Here is a 14,309-nt window from a genome sequence, read left to right as displayed (position 1 = left end):
CTACCGCAGGTCTGCCTCGTCGGCGCGGACCGCCCACTGCGCGAACCGCTCGCCCTCATCGCGGCTCTTCACGAAATTGCGAGTCACACGCTCGATGTAGTCGCCGAGCTCGACACTGGTCACCTTGTGCTGACGCAGCTTGCGACCGAAGCCGCTGTCCAGCCCGAGACTGCCTCCGAGATGAACCTGGAAGCCCTCGATCTGATTCCCCTCGCCGTCGTCGACGAGCATGCCCTTGAAGCCGATATCCGCGATCTGCGAGCGACCGCAGGAGTTCGGGCAACCGTTGATGTTCACGGTGATGGGCACGTCTATATCGGTGGCGATATCCGCCATCCGCTCGTCCAGCTCGGGGGCGAGCACCTGCGAGCGCTTGCGCGTCTCGGTGAACGAGAGCTTGCAGAACTCGATACCGCTGCACGCCAGCAGATTTCGCCGCCACTGGGTGGGACGCCCGTGCAGGCCGAGCGGCTGCAGCTCGTCGATCAGCCAGTCGACCTTGTCGTCGGGCACGTCGAGCACGATCAGCTTCTGGTACGGGGTGAAACGGATCCGGTCCGACCCGACGGCCTCGACGGCGTCGGCGACCTTGGTCAGGATGGTGCCCGAGACGCGACCGGCGATGGGGGAGAATCCGATGGCATTGAGGCCGTTGCGCAGCTTCTGCACGCCGATGTGGTCGATCGGGCGGTCCGGCTTGGCCGGGGCGGGTCCGTCGATCAGCTTGCGCTTCAGGTACTCGGTCTCGAGCACCTCGCGGAACTTCTCGACGCCCCAGTCCTTGACCAGGAACTTGATGCGGGCCTTGGTGCGCAGGCGGCGGTAGCCGTAATCGCGGTACAGCGAGACCACGGCCTCCCACACGTCCGGGACCTCGTCCAGCGGCACCCATGCGCCGAGTCGCTGGGCGAGCATCGGATTGGTGGAGAGCCCGCCGCCGACCCACAGGTCCAGGCCGGGTCCGTGCTCGGGATGCTCGACGCCGACGAACGCGACGTCGTTGATCTCGTGCACCACGTCCTGCTGACCGGAGATGGCGGTCTTGAACTTGCGCGGCAGGTTGGAGTATTCCTTCTTGCCGATGTAGCGCTTGACGATCTCGTCGATGGCCGGGGTCGGGTCGAGCACCTCGCCGAACGATTCGCCCGCGAGCGGGGAACCGAGCACCACGCGCGGGCAGTCGCCGCACGCCTCGGTGGTGTGCAGGCCGACCGATTCGAGCCGCCGCCAGATCTCCGGCACGTCCTCGATCCGGATCCAGTGGTACTGCACGTTCTCGCGGTCCGAGAGGTCCGCGGTGTCGCGGCCGAACTCGGTGGAGATGCCGCCCAGGACTCGCAGCTGGTTCAGGTTCAGGGCGCCCGCGTCGCAGCGCACCCGCATCATGAAGTACTCGGCCTCGAGCAGGTCGATGTTCTCGTCGCCGGTGAAGGTGCCGTCGTAGCCCTGCTCACGCTGGGTGTACAGACCCCACCAGCGCATGCGGCCACGCAGATCGCTCTTGTCGATCGAGGCGAAACCCTGCTTGGAGTAGATGTTCTCGATGCGCGCGCGGACGTTGAGCGGGTTGTCGTCCTTCTTGCTCTGCTCGTTCGCGTTGAGCGGCTCGCGGTAGCCGAGCGCCCACTGGCCCTCGGACTTGCGGCGTACCGGCTTGCCGGTGCGTTCGCGCGGAGCGACGGGCGCTTCCGAACGCGGACGGTCCGAACGCACACGACGTTCCACGGCAGGCCGGACAGGCTTTGCGGGAGTGGCGGATTCGGAACTATTGGCGTCGGTGCTCGACGTCATAGGGGTCGCTCCTGAAGGTCTTGCGGGCAGGCGGGAGGGGCTGACTCACGCCTCCGATAACAGCGAAATCGGCTCGTACAGCGTCAGAAAGGACGCGGAACCCGGTACGGGGGAGGCCGATCTACCGGAGGCTTTCCGGCAGACAGCTCGCGCTGCAGACACGCTTGAAGTCGACGTGGCGGCGTGCCACGAGTCGTACTCCGAGTGCAGTCATGGAGCTTATTGTGCCACGTCAACGGGGTCGTTCCGACCGCCGGACGATATTTTCCGGACTTTCGAGGGAAATCCCCTGGATAGAAGACCCCATTTGTGACAGGTGTCATAGATCGGGCGAAGTTGATCTCTGGACGCTTGACCTGAACGCCTGTCGAGGTTCCACGATTGTGTCATGACAACAGCAGACATCGACACCGGCGCCGAACTCGACGCCATTCACGCCGTCGTCGCGGCGGTGGCGAAGGCGCAGCGCGCCGAGGACGCCGACGCCTTCCTCGCGCTCTTCCATCCCGACGCCATCTGGACCACCGGCGGCGGTCGATTCCTCGACGGGCTCGACGAGATCTCGGAGTTCACCCGCAAGGTGATCGTCGGCGCGACCGAGGACGGGTACGCCACCTACGAACCGTTCTTCGTCCGCTTCATTCGGCCCGACGTCGCCGTGGTGAAGGTCCGGCAGCGGTACTTCGGCCACGACGGGGACCTCCGGGCCGAGGGTTCGCCGCTCTACGGCATGACCAAGGAGGGCGGACGCTGGTTGCTCACCTTCTGCCAGAACACCCCTGTCGTGGATCACTGATCGGGCTCGCGGCGGTTCGCCGACCGGGTTCGCTCGCCTCGGTCAATCGTGGTGCGCGGGCGGGCTCGGCGGGGTGGTGTTCGCGGTGACGCGCTGCACCTCCGCCAGCTCGGGGGAGTGCAGCCAATCCGGCCGGTACACGAATCCCAAAGGCAGATACTCGGATTCGACATCGATCGACATGCCCAGGTCGTGAGCCCAGCAGGCCAGGCCGAGCAGTGGCAGCGACATCGTCGCCTCCGGGTCGTGCCGCCAGGTGTCGGTGTCGAAGAACGTCCGATGGGCGCGCAGCCCGTTCGCCAGTTCCCAGGAGAACCCGTTCTGATCGCGCGCGGCCAATCGGGCGAACACCTCGATCGACGGCCGCAGCAACTGGCTCACCGGGGATTGTGCGCCCAGCCGGCTGGTCGTGTCGATGCCCCACGCCTGCTCGGTCACCGCGTCCGGGCCGTAGCGCCACGCGTCCTGCAGGATCCGGGCCCATTCGTAATGGCACTCGTCGAAGGCTGTGCCGCCGTATTCGCGGAGGCGTTCGATCGGATAGGACGCCAGTTCGCGCAGGGCGTCCTCGTCCCGGGCGATGACGGCCCACCAGAACGCGGCTCGCCAGCCCGCGACGCGGTCGTGCCGGTCGAAGCCGGATTCGATGCCGGCGGCGCGGAAGCGATCGGTCACGGTGCGGGACGCCATCTCCGCGTAGAACCACGACTGCGGATTGACCGCGTGCGCATCCCAGATGAGCGCTCGTGCCAGCAGTTCCCCGCCGAAGGACCGGGCGAAGTTGGGGCCGTCGGCTCGCACCGGGGGCATCGGGATCCGATAGACGGTCGGGGCCACCGATCCCGCCTCCACCGCCTCGATCGCGAACGCGTCCATGTCGTGCCGGGGAACGGTCTCGACCACCCGATCGTCGTCATCCCACATGGCCTGCCCCCGTTGTCGCTCCCCGAATGAACTCGCTGGGAATGTTGCCGGATTCGGCTCCGGTCCGCATGCCTGGAATATCCGGGCTTGTCGCGGCGGAGCGAACTCGCTACTGTCGGCGACGGACAAGTCGTTACATTCTGTAACTGCTTTCGAGGAGGATCCATGTCCGCTGATCGAACCGATCGGGAGTCGACCGCGGCACGATTCGCCGAGGCGAACCAGCGGGAGTTCGACCGCTGCCAGGACGCCGTGGATGCCGGGGAATACCCGCGAGCGCGGGCGCGGCTCGCCGATCTGCACTGGTTCGCGCACGACGACCCGCGTATCCACACGCTGATCCATCGGCTCGAACGCGACGTGGCCCGGCGCACCGGCGACGCCCGAACCGCTCGAAATCGAATCCTGCCTGTGCTTTTCGCGAGTGTGGTCGCCCGGCTCGAACGCCTGGCTCCCCGCTATCACGCCGAGGCGCTCATCGACGCGCCGCCGTCCGTGGCGTACGCCGTCCTGACCGATTTCGCCCGCTACCCGGAGTGGAATCCATGGCTGACCTCGGTCACCGGTTCGCCGAGTCCGGGCTCCGAGGTCTCGGCCGAGGTCCGGCTCGGCGGCAAGCTCGAGCGGGTCGCCCACGAGGTCACCGTCGCCCTGCCCGATCACCGATTCGCTTGGCGCGACAGGGGATTGATCACCCTGCTCGCCGGCGGCAACCGCCTGCGCATCCTGCTCCCCGAGGGCGAGGGCACCCGCCTGATCGTCCGCCTCGCGCTCACCGGGCCACTCTCCTTCCTCGCCCACACGCTGTACGGCGCCTCCCTCGCCCGTGACTTGACCGCGGAAACCCGAGCCCTCGCCGACCGCGCCCGGGCGATCCACGCGGGCGCGGTGTCCGTCTGAACCCTGTCGGGCCAGGGTGGGTGGGGTGTGATGGGGGCGACTCGTCACACTGGGGGGATGACGAAGATCGCCGATCCGGCCACCGTGGATCAGCCTGAGCTGGTGCTGCGCGATTTCGGTGGCGGGCCGTTCGGGATCTACATTCACGTGCCGTTCTGCGCGACTCGGTGCGGATACTGCGATTTCAACACCTATACGGCGGGGGAGTTGGGGACCTCGGCGTCGCCGCAGTCCTGGTTCGAGGCGCTGCGGGGGGAATTGGCCACGGCCGCTGCGCGATTCGAGGAGTTTCCGAGCGCGGTGCCGCCGGTACACACGGTGTTCGTCGGGGGCGGGACGCCGTCGCTGCTGGGCGGTGACGGGCTCGCGGACGTGCTCACCGCGATTCGCGACAACTTCACGCTGGCTCCCGGAGCCGAGGTGACCACCGAATCGAATCCGGAGTCGACCTCACCCGCGTTCTTCGAGCGGCTGCTCGAGGGTGGATTCACCCGGGTGTCGCTGGGAATGCAGTCCGCGGCGCCGCACGTGCTGAAGGTGCTCGATCGCACGCACACGCCGGGGCGGGCGGTCGCGGCGGCGCGGGAGGCGCGAGCCGCCGGATTCGGGCACGTCAATCTGGACCTGATCTACGGGACGCCGGGGGAGCGGGACGCGGACCTCGACGCCAGCCTGGACGCGGTGCTCGCGGCGGGAGTCGATCATGTGTCGGCGTATTCACTGATCGTCGAGGACGGGACGGCGCTGGCGCGCCGGGTACGCCGCGGTGAACTGCCCGCGCCCGACGACGATGTGCTCGCCGCGCGATACGAGCGCATCGACTCCCGGCTCGAGGCGGCGGGCCTGCGCTGGTACGAGGTCTCGAACTGGGCCGCCGACGAGGACGCGCGGTGCCGCCACAACCTCGGATACTGGGACGGAGGGGACTGGCTCGGAGCCGGCCCCGGCGCGCACAGCCATGTGGGTGGGGTGCGCTGGTGGAACGTGAAACACCCTGCGCGGTACGCGGATCGGGTCGCGCTCGGCGGATTGCCCGCGGCCGGATGGGAGACGCTCACCGAGCAGGAGCAGTACACCGAGCGTGTGATGCTCAAGGTGCGGCTGCGGACGGGGCTGCTCGTGCAGGAGCTGGACGCGTCGGGTCGTGCCGCGGCGGAAGGCGTCATCGCCGACGGGTTGGCCGAACGGATCCAGGGTCGGCTGCATCTCACCGATCGGGGACGGTTGCTGGCGGATGGGGTCGTGCGGACACTGCTCACCTAGGCGAATCCGGCCTCCTGCTCCACGAACGGCACGGAATCGACGGTTTTCCGCCGGATTTCGCCGCCCGGCGGAGCTACAGGCCGACGAACCGATCGCCCCCATCCGCCGCACCGGGTAGCTACGCTCGGTACGACACCCACCCCCAGCGTTGGCGAGGAAGTCGTCATGTTCGACGATGACATAGTTCCCTTCACCATCGAGGTCCCCGCCTCGCAACTGCGGGATCTGCGCCGCCGCCTCGACGAGACCCGCTGGCCGGAACAGATTTCGGGCGTGGGATGGAGTCGCGGCGCGCCGGTGGACCAGCTGCGGGAACTGGCGACGTATTGGGCGGAACGATTCGACTGGCGGCGCTGGGAGAAGCGGCTCAATGCCTATCCGCAGTACACGACGGTCATCGACGGTGCGCGGATTCACTTCCTGCACATCAGATCCCGCGCCGAGTCCACCCCACTGCTGCTGTTGCACGGCTGGCCGGGATCGGTGGTGGAATTCCTCGAGGTCATCGAACCGCTCACCGATCCGGAGGACGGCGGTCCCGCCTTCCACCTGATCATCCCGTCCCACCCCAACTTCGGATTCTCCGGTCCGGCACCGGATTCGGGCTGGGACAGCATCCGCACCGCGCGCGCGTACGCCGAACTCATGCACCGCCTGGGCTATCCCCGCTACGGGGTGCAGGGCGGCGATTACGGTGCGTATATCGGGCCGGACGTGGGACGCATCGACCCGGACCGGGTGATCGGCGTGCACGTGAACGCGGCTACCGGCGGTTTCATCCCCTACGGCCCGGTCCCCGAGGACGTCGTGGCCACTCTCACCGAGGCCGAGCAGCAGCGCCTCGCGATCCTGGCCGGATTCCTCGCCGACGGCAGCGGTTATTTCCGCATCCAGGGCACCCGCCCGCACACGCTCGGCTTCGGACTCGCCGATTCCCCTGCCGGACAGCTGGCGTGGATCGTGGAGAAGTTCCACGCGTGGAGCGGGCTCACCGGCACACTCGAGGAGCGGGTCGACCGGGATCAGATGCTCGCCAACATCGCCGTCTACTGGTTCACCAACACCGGCGGTTCCTCCGCCCAGATGTACTACGAGACACTGCATTCCGGAATTCGACCGACCTTCTCCCGAACCCCGACGGCGGTAGCGAATTTCGCGGGCGATCCGGCCATCCGCCGCTTCGCCGAACAGCTCAACACGATCGTGCGCTGGACCGACTTCGACTCCGGCGGGCATTTCGCCGCCATGCAGTCCCCGGAACTGTTGGTCGCGGACATTCGGTCCTTCTTCACGGGCCTGGCGTGACCGCCGAGCGACTGCCCGCCTCGCGCTGAGCCGGGTCGGCTCAGGTTCGCAGGCAGTCGCGCGGGCAATGTCCGGGCGGGCCACTAAACTGGATTTCGGATATCCCGGGAATCAGCGTGGTAAGTCATGCCGATGCGGCTGTGCGAGCAGCCGGACATTCGGTGATGCGCACGCGATCCGAAGGCGAAGCGAGGAGGTGGGGATGTCGAGCACCGAGCAGCGACGGCTGGAAGTCCTGCGGGCGATCGTCGCGGACTACATTTCGACCAAGGAGCCGATCGGCTCCAAGACGCTGGTGGAACGCCACAATCTGGGCGTCTCGAGCGCGACCGTCCGCAACGATATGGCGGTGCTCGAGGCGGAGGGCTACATCGCCCAGCCGCACACCAGCTCGGGACGTATCCCCACCGACAAGGGGTACCGGCAGTTCGTCGATCACATCTCCGAGGTGAAACCGCTCTCCAACGCCGAGCGCCGGGCCATCACCGACTTCCTGGAGAGCGGCGTCGATCTCGACGACGTGCTGCGCCGCGGCGTGCGCCTGCTCGCTCAGCTGACCCGGCAGGTCGCCATGGTGCAGTACCCGACCGTGTCGGCCTCGACCGTGCGGCACATCGAGGTGGTGGCGCTCAATCCCGCGCGACTGCTGCTGGTCGTGATCACCGACACCGGGCGCGTGGAACAGCGGCTGGTGGATCTGGGCAATGTGATCAAGGAAGAGGATCTGACCGCACTGCGCGCCATGCTCGGCAAGGCCATGGACGGCAAGCGCCTGGCCATCGCCTCCGCGGCGGTCGCGGAACTGCCCGAACATTCGCCCGCGCGACTACGGGACGTGCTCGTGCGGGTCTCGACCACTCTCGTGGAGACGCTCGTCGAACACCCGGAGGAGCGATTGGTGCTCGGCGGCACCGCCAACCTCACCCGCAATGCGGGCGATTTCGCGGGCAACGGTTTTCCCGGTTCGCTCCGCAATGTCCTCGAAGCGCTGGAAGAGCAGGTCATCGTGCTCAAGCTGCTGGCCGCGGCCCAGTATCCGGGTACCGTGACCGTGCAGATCGGGGAGGAAACCAAGGTCGAACAGATGCGTGGGACGGCCGTGGTGTCCACCGGTTACGGCATGCCCGGTACGGTGCTGGGAGGTATGGGGGTGCTTGGGCCGACCCGCATGGACTACCCGGGCACCATTGCCTCGGTGGCCGCGGTGGCCCGATACATCGGTGAGGTGCTCGCCGAACGGTGAGCAAGCGGCGAGACGAAACAGGACTAGAGAGCGCAAGTGGCACGGGACTATTACGGACTGCTCGGCGTCGCACAGAACGCGACCGACCAGGAGATCAAGCGCGCCTATCGCAAGCTGGCACGCGAACTTCATCCCGACGTCAACCCGGAAACGGAGGCGCAGGAGAAGTTCCGCGAGGTGTCCGCGGCGTACGAGGTCCTGTCGGACCCCGAGAAGCGTCGCGTCGTCGACCTCGGCGGTGACCCGCTCGAATCCGGCGGTGGTGGCCAAGGCTTCTCCGGAGCCGGCTTCGGCGGACTCGGCGACGTGTTCGAGGCCTTCTTCGGCGGTATGAACTCCTCCGGCGGCGCGCGCAAGCCGCGCGGTCGGGTGCAGCCCGGCGCGGATTCGCTGCTGCGAACCCGACTCTCGCTGCAGGAGTGCGCGGTCGGCGTCACCAAGCATCTGACCGTCGACACCGCGATCATCTGCGACCTGTGCACGGGCTCGGGCACCAACGGCAACTCCAAGCCGGTGCGCTGCGAAACCTGTGGCGGTGCAGGCGAAGTGCAGACCATCCAGCGTTCCTTCCTGGGCCAGGTCATGACCTCGCGGCCCTGCCCCACCTGCCGTGGCGCGGGCGAGACCATCCCCGATCCCTGCCGCAAGTGCGGCGGCGACGGACGAGTGCGCTCGCGTCGCGAGATCGCCGCGCCGATTCCGGCCGGTGTGGCCAGCGGCATGCGGGTGCGGCTCGCGGCTCAGGGCGAGGTCGGCCCCGGCGGCGGTCCCGCCGGTGATCTGTACGTCGAGATCGTGGAGCAGCCGCACGACACCTACGTGCGCGACGGCGACGACCTGCACTGCACCATCCGGGTGCCGATCGTGGACGCCGCCCTCGGCACCACCGTCGTCGTGGACACCATCCTGGACGGGCCGGTCGAACTCACCATCCCCGCGGGCACCCAGCCCGGCGAGGTCTCGGTGCTGCGCGGGCACGGCATGCCGAAGTTGCGCGCCAACTCGCGTGGTGACCTCATCGCGCACCTGGACATCGTGATCCCGACGAAGCTCGACTCCAAGCAGACGGACCTGCTGCGCAAGTACAAGGAAATGCGCGGCACCGAACGCACCGAAGTTCTCTCGGCCCAGTCCGAGCACAACAGCGGCCTGTTCGCTCGTCTGCGCGCGTCGTTCAGCGGTCGCTGATCCGTTGGCCGCCACCGTCTTCTACCTCGACGAGATTCCCGAACCGGGTGCGACCGCGGTCCTGGACGGCCCCGAGGGCCGCCATGCCGCGACGGTGCGTCGCATCCGGGTGGGAGAACCCATCACCCTGTCCGACGGACACGGTGTGCTCGCCGACTCGGAAGTGATTGGGGCCCAGAAGGACCGGCTGGAGCTGAAGGTCCTCTCCCGCCGGATCGCCGAACCGGTGACCCCGCAGGTCACCGTGGTGCAGGCGCTGCCCAAGTCCGACCGCTCCGAACTCGCGGTCGAGCTCATGACCGAGGCCGGCGCGGACGCGATCGTGCCCTGGCAGGCCGCGCGCTGCGTCGCCAACTGGGAAGGCAAGGCCCGCAAGGGCGTCGAGAAGTGGACGGCCGCCGCCCGCCAGGCCGCGCGCCAATCCCGGCGCCCCTACATTCCGGACGTCTCCGATCTGCACTCCACCCGCGAGGTGCTGACGCTGATCGACACCGCCAAGGCCGGCGGTGCGGTCATCGCGGCGCTGCACGAATCCGGCGCCTCGCGCTTCACCGAACTCCCGCTGGCCCAGGCCCCCGAGGTGATCCTCATCGTCGGACCCGAAGGCGGCCTGGACGATTCGGAACTCACGGCCCTCGCCGCGGCCGGCGCCGACATAGTCCTGCTCGGCCCCACCGTCCTGCGTACCTCCACCGCCGCGGCGGTGGCCCTCGGCGCGCTGGGAGCATTGACCTCCCGCTGGTGAGCATGCCGCGCCGAGCAAGCCCCGCGGCCGAGCAAGCACCGCGGCGCCCCGAGTCCTGGTGGCGTGGTTCAGGGCTGGTCTGTGATGGTGTACCAGAGCGGCGCGAGGGTGCGCGAGCGTCGAGGCCGCTGCCGAGTCGGCTGCAGCGCGGTTCGATGCATCCGGCAGCGCCGAGTGGTAGTAGCACCGACTGCCTGCCCTCGAGTACCACGACGCCCTGCCCCACGCGCACCGCCCGGTCGTCGACGGACCCGGCGGTCCCGATCACCGGCCTACGCGAACAAACATCTCTACGGTCGGGTCCTGGGCGATGTGTGTCGTAGGCGGGCGGTCAAGGTCGCTGCCAGCAGTATGAGGGCGGCGACGTAGACGCTGAGACCGGCCCAGCCGTGTGCGGTGTAGGCCAGGCCCGCCGCCGCGCCGATGACCGAGCTGCCGAGGTAGTAGGCGAACAGGTAGAGGGACGAGGCGGCGGCTCGGTTCCCGGTGGCGGCCGCGCCGACCCAGGAGCTGGCTACGGAATGAGCGGCGAAAAAGCCTGCGGTCCAGAGGAAGACGCCGAACAGCAGGGTGGGCAGGCGGTCCGGGAGGGTGCAGGCCAGGCCGAGAGCCATGGTGAGAATGGCGACGGTGAGGATGCGGGGGCGTCCGAGGCGGTCGGCCAGGCGGCCCGCGATCGTCGAGGACGCGGTGCCCGCCAGATACAGGACGAAGACCGAACCGGCTGCGGCGGCGGACAATCCGAAGGGCGAGGCGATCAGGCGGTACCCCAGGAAGTTGTAGACCGAGACGAAGCCGCCCATCAGGACGAAGGCCAGGGCGAAGAGGGGGAGCAGGGTGCGGTTGCGGAGATGACCCGCCAGATCGGCCGCGACCGAGCGGATGTCGACCGGAACGGGGGTGAATCGTCTGGACGGCGGAAGGGCGCGCACGAACCAGACGGTGCAGAGCGCGGCGGCGGTCGCGACCACGGCCTCGCCCCAGCGCCACGAGCCCAGCTCGAGGGTGAAGGCCGGAAGCAGCCGTCCCGCAAGACCTCCGATGCTGGTGCCCGACACATAGACGCCCATCGCCGCGCCCAGATTCGCCGCACCGATCTCCTCGGCCAGATACGCCATGGCCACGGCCGGTACGCCCGCCAGCGCGATCCCCTGCACCGCGCGACCGAGCAGCAGCACGTCGAGGGTGGGGCTGAACGGCAGCAGCAGTCCGATCACGGCCGCGGTCACCGCCGAGGTGAACATGACCCTGGTACGCCCGAATCGTCCCGAGAGCACGCTCACGGGCACGATCGCCAGCGCCAGCAGGCCGGTGGTCAGTGAAACAGCCAGTGCCGCATGGGCGGGCGTCGCCCCGAACGCTGTCGACAAACTCGGCAGCAGCGCCTGAGCGCTGTACATCGACGTGAAGGTGGTGAGCCCCGCCGCGAACAACGCGATCCTGATCCGCCGCTCATGGCCGGACCGATTGCCCTGCGCCGCGGCGGAATCGCCGTGTCGCCGAATCTCGTGTCGACGTCCTGCGCGGGCCGCGGAAGCCGCTGTGCGTGCGGCGGCGGTGTGTCCGGTGGTGTGTGCGGCGGCAGTGCGTCCGTCGGTGCTCGTTGTGTGCGCGGTGACGATCGCGTGTCCCGGGGCGGCCGCTGTGCGCGCGGCGGCCGTGTCTCCCGTGGCAATGGCGATGGGTGCGGTGGCTGCCGCATCCGCGACGGCAGCCCTGCGTCCGTTGGCGGCCGGTGTATGTGTGGCGGCGAGTGCGTGTCCGGCGCCTACCGGTTGGCGTGCGGGGATGGGGCCGACCCCCCGATCCTGCCGGTCACGGGCGATGTCACCGCCGAACTCGGTACGGGTGGCGGTCGCGGAGTCGGCGGGAGTCTCGGTCACCGGCTCAGAATGTGCTCATGATCCTTCCGAAAGGAAATGCATAATGAACGGGATGCTTATTCCGCAGGCGCATTAGCGGTGGTCAGGTAGGGGAGGCCGATGGTGGCGAGTGACGACTTGCACTGGTTCACGATGCTCGCGGAGTTGGAGCGGGTGGGGGCCGCGGCCGAACGGTTGCACCTGACCCAGCCGACCCTGTCGCGGATGCTGGCCCGGCTGGAGCGGCAGCTCGGGGTGCGATTGTTCGACCGGCACGGGAAACGGTTGGCTCTCAACGATTTCGGGCGGGTCTACTACGAGCACGCGCGTCGCGCGCAGGCCGAGCTCGATGCCGCCGCCCGGGAACTGGCGGATCTGGCCAATCCCGCGCAGGGCGTCGTGCGGCTCTCGTTCCTGCACTCGTTCGGGGCGCGGCTGGTTCCAGAGTTGATCTCTGGTTTTCGCCGGGGCTCGGCCCGGATCACCTTCACCCTCAACCAGGACGCGGTCGAATCGGTGACCGAGCGCGTGCTGGACGGCACCGCCGACCTGGGCCTGGTGTCTCCGAGGCCCGGGGTTCCCGGCCTGGGCTGGCGCACTCTGCAACATCAGCTGCTGGCGCTCGCGGTCCCGGCCGATCATCGGCTGGCCGCACGCCGCCAGGTCCGCCTGGCCGAGGCCGCCGACGCCGACTTCATCACCATGCACCTCGGTTTCGGTATGCGCCGTATCCTCGACGACCTCTGTGCCGCAGCCGATTTCCGCCCGCGCATCACCTTCGAGTCCAGCGATCTGGTGACGGTGTCGGGTCTGGTGGCGGCGGGCCTGGGGGTCTCGATACTTCCGCTCGAGGAACCTCCCGTGCGAGGACCGCTGCCCGCCCCGGTATTGATTCCGCTGACAGATCCGGGCGCGAGCAGGGCCGTCGGACTCATCTGGTCCGCCTCGGCGGTACCGTCGGAGGCCGTTCGCCGCTTCCGCGAGTTCGTCCTGGCGCGGTCGCAATCAGCCCCCTGAGCGTGCGATCGGCAAGTAACGCCCCGGCCGCGAGGACGCGGCGGTCTCGCGTCGCCCCTGCTGGTAGCGGTCTATTCACTGGGCGCTGTCGGTCCTCAGCGCTAAACTTTCATCAGGAAGTGCGGCTCGAGACCGGAAAGCAGGCTATAGCCACTTTTGAGAACACCAGGCGAGATCGGTGACCAGAACACACCCATTGCCAGCATCGGGGCTGGTGGCGACGGGTCCGGACCGGCGGGGCGAACAGTTCGCTCCAGCATCGAATTGGCCCCCGAGTCGGTGTTCGGATTCCTGGGTTCGGCTGATGAGAACCTGCGTGAACTCGAGCGTCTGCTCGACGCCGACATTCACGTGCGCGGCAACTCCATCACCCTTACCGGCAAGCCCGGCGACGTGGCCCTCGCGGAACGCGTCATCGCCCAGCTGGTGGCCTTGACCGCCCGCAACCGGGTCGTCACCGCGGAGGCCGTGCGGCACACCTACTCCATGCTCACCGAGGGTTCTTCGGACTCGCCGGCCGAGGTGCTGAGTCTGGACATCCTGTCCCGGCGCGGCAAGACCATCCGGCCCAAGACCCTCAACCAGAAGCGCTATGTCGACGCCATCGACTCGAACACCATCGTGTTCGGCGTCGGCCCGGCCGGTACCGGCAAGACGTATCTGGCCATGGCCAAGGCCGTGCAGGCGTTGCAGAGCAAGCAGGTCACCCGCATCATCCTGACTCGGCCGGCGGTCGAGGCGGGTGAGCGGCTGGGCTTCCTGCCGGGCACGCTCAACGAGAAGATCGATCCGTATCTGCGCCCGCTCTACGACGCCCTGCACGACATGATGGACCCGGAAGCCATTCCCAAGCTCATGGCGGCCGGTGTCATCGAGGTCGCGCCGCTGGCGTACATGCGCGGTCGCTCGCTGAACGATTCGTTCATCATTCTCGACGAGGCGCAGAACACCACGGCCGAGCAGATGAAGATGTTCCTCACCCGTCTGGGCTTCGGCTCGAAGATGGTGGTGACCGGCGACACCAGCCAGGTCGACCTCCCGCACGGCGCGCGCTCCGGCCTGCGCACGGCGACGGAGGTGCTGGCGGATGTCGACGATATCCATATCGCCACGCTCACCAGCAGCGATGTGGTTCGTCACCGGCTCGTCGGCGAGATCGTCGACGCGTACGACCGCTACGAGGCCGACACACGCGCGCCGGTCGCGGCGCACTACCCGGGCAACCGCGCCGAACGGCGTGCCGCGAGCCGATCGGAGCGACGCTGACCTCGGCCA

The 14,309-nt window shown here is 68.3% G+C and carries 13 protein-coding genes; 9 read left to right on the top strand and 4 right to left on the bottom strand.

Features of this window, described 5'->3' with window-relative positions; all coding sequences use genetic code 11:
- Both NJ1_RS21450 and NJ1_RS41040 read right to left on the bottom strand, forming a co-directional pair.
- Entirely contained in the window at nt 1–1,791 is a 1,791-nt protein-coding gene (locus tag NJ1_RS21450) for a nitrite/sulfite reductase (RefSeq protein ID WP_067697244.1), read from the bottom strand.
- A 121-nt stretch (nt 1,792–1,912) separates the two neighbouring features.
- Entirely contained in the window at nt 1,913–2,005 is a 93-nt protein-coding gene (locus NJ1_RS41040) for an Ms4527A family Cys-rich leader peptide (RefSeq protein WP_369690862.1), read from the bottom strand.
- 174 nt (nt 2,006–2,179) lie between these two features.
- On the opposite strand from NJ1_RS41040, the gene NJ1_RS21445 reads away from it, so the two are divergent.
- Nucleotides 2,180–2,587, top strand: a complete 408-nt coding sequence (locus NJ1_RS21445; protein WP_067697242.1) for an SgcJ/EcaC family oxidoreductase — start codon at nt 2,180–2,182, stop codon at nt 2,585–2,587.
- A gap of 42 nt (nt 2,588–2,629) precedes the next feature.
- Here the strand turns inward: NJ1_RS21445 and NJ1_RS21440 are convergent, their stop codons facing one another.
- The gene (locus tag NJ1_RS21440) at nt 2,630–3,511 is read right to left on the bottom strand and encodes an immunity 49 family protein (protein ID WP_067697240.1); all 882 of its coding nucleotides are present in this window, start codon (nt 3,509–3,511) and stop codon (nt 2,630–2,632) included.
- A 165-nt stretch (nt 3,512–3,676) separates the two neighbouring features.
- Between NJ1_RS21440 and NJ1_RS21435 the strand changes: the two genes are divergently transcribed.
- From NJ1_RS21435 to NJ1_RS21410, 6 genes are all read left to right on the top strand, one after another.
- On the top strand, nt 3,677–4,411 hold the full coding sequence (locus NJ1_RS21435) for an SRPBCC domain-containing protein (RefSeq protein ID WP_067697238.1): 735 nt from the start codon (nt 3,677–3,679) through the stop codon (nt 4,409–4,411).
- Nucleotides 4,412–4,468: 57 nt separating this feature from the next.
- Nucleotides 4,469–5,674 carry a radical SAM family heme chaperone HemW gene (gene hemW / locus NJ1_RS21430; protein WP_067697236.1) on the top strand — a complete coding sequence of 402 codons (1,206 nt, stop codon included), beginning with the start codon at nt 4,469–4,471 and terminating at the stop codon, nt 5,672–5,674.
- A 165-nt stretch (nt 5,675–5,839) separates the two neighbouring features.
- A complete protein-coding gene (locus NJ1_RS21425) occupies nt 5,840–6,979 on the top strand; it encodes an epoxide hydrolase family protein (RefSeq protein ID WP_067697234.1) in 1,140 nt (379 codons plus the stop codon).
- 202 nt (nt 6,980–7,181) lie between these two features.
- Nucleotides 7,182–8,222 (top strand): heat-inducible transcriptional repressor HrcA, encoded by a 1,041-nt coding sequence (gene hrcA, locus NJ1_RS21420; RefSeq protein WP_067697232.1) that lies wholly within the window; start codon nt 7,182–7,184, stop codon nt 8,220–8,222.
- 36 nt (nt 8,223–8,258) lie between these two features.
- A complete protein-coding gene (dnaJ, locus tag NJ1_RS21415) occupies nt 8,259–9,410 on the top strand; it encodes a molecular chaperone DnaJ (RefSeq protein ID WP_067697230.1) in 1,152 nt (383 codons plus the stop codon).
- A 4-nt stretch (nt 9,411–9,414) separates the two neighbouring features.
- Nucleotides 9,415–10,155 (top strand): 16S rRNA (uracil(1498)-N(3))-methyltransferase, encoded by a 741-nt coding sequence (locus NJ1_RS21410; protein WP_067697227.1) that lies wholly within the window; start codon nt 9,415–9,417, stop codon nt 10,153–10,155.
- Between the two features lie 290 nt (nt 10,156–10,445).
- On the opposite strand, the gene NJ1_RS21405 is transcribed toward NJ1_RS21410, so the two are convergent.
- The gene (locus tag NJ1_RS21405; RefSeq protein ID WP_067697283.1) at nt 10,446–11,660 is read right to left on the bottom strand and encodes an MFS transporter; all 1,215 of its coding nucleotides are present in this window, start codon (nt 11,658–11,660) and stop codon (nt 10,446–10,448) included.
- 480 nt (nt 11,661–12,140) lie between these two features.
- On the opposite strand from NJ1_RS21405, the gene NJ1_RS21400 reads away from it, so the two are divergent.
- On the top strand, nt 12,141–13,034 hold the full coding sequence (locus tag NJ1_RS21400) for a LysR family transcriptional regulator (RefSeq protein WP_084478598.1): 894 nt from the start codon (nt 12,141–12,143) through the stop codon (nt 13,032–13,034).
- A gap of 195 nt (nt 13,035–13,229) precedes the next feature.
- The gene (locus tag NJ1_RS21395) at nt 13,230–14,300 is read left to right on the top strand and encodes a PhoH family protein (RefSeq protein WP_157574139.1); all 1,071 of its coding nucleotides are present in this window, start codon (nt 13,230–13,232) and stop codon (nt 14,298–14,300) included.
- The last annotated feature ends 9 nt before the right edge of the window (nt 14,301–14,309 follow it).

It is taken from the genome of Nocardia jejuensis NBRC 103114, from assembly GCF_001613145.1.
GTDB classification, from domain to species: domain Bacteria; phylum Actinomycetota; class Actinomycetes; order Mycobacteriales; family Mycobacteriaceae; genus Nocardia; species Nocardia jejuensis.
Note: the sequence above shows the minus strand (reverse complement) of the source record. Positions and strands in the feature narration are given on the sequence as shown.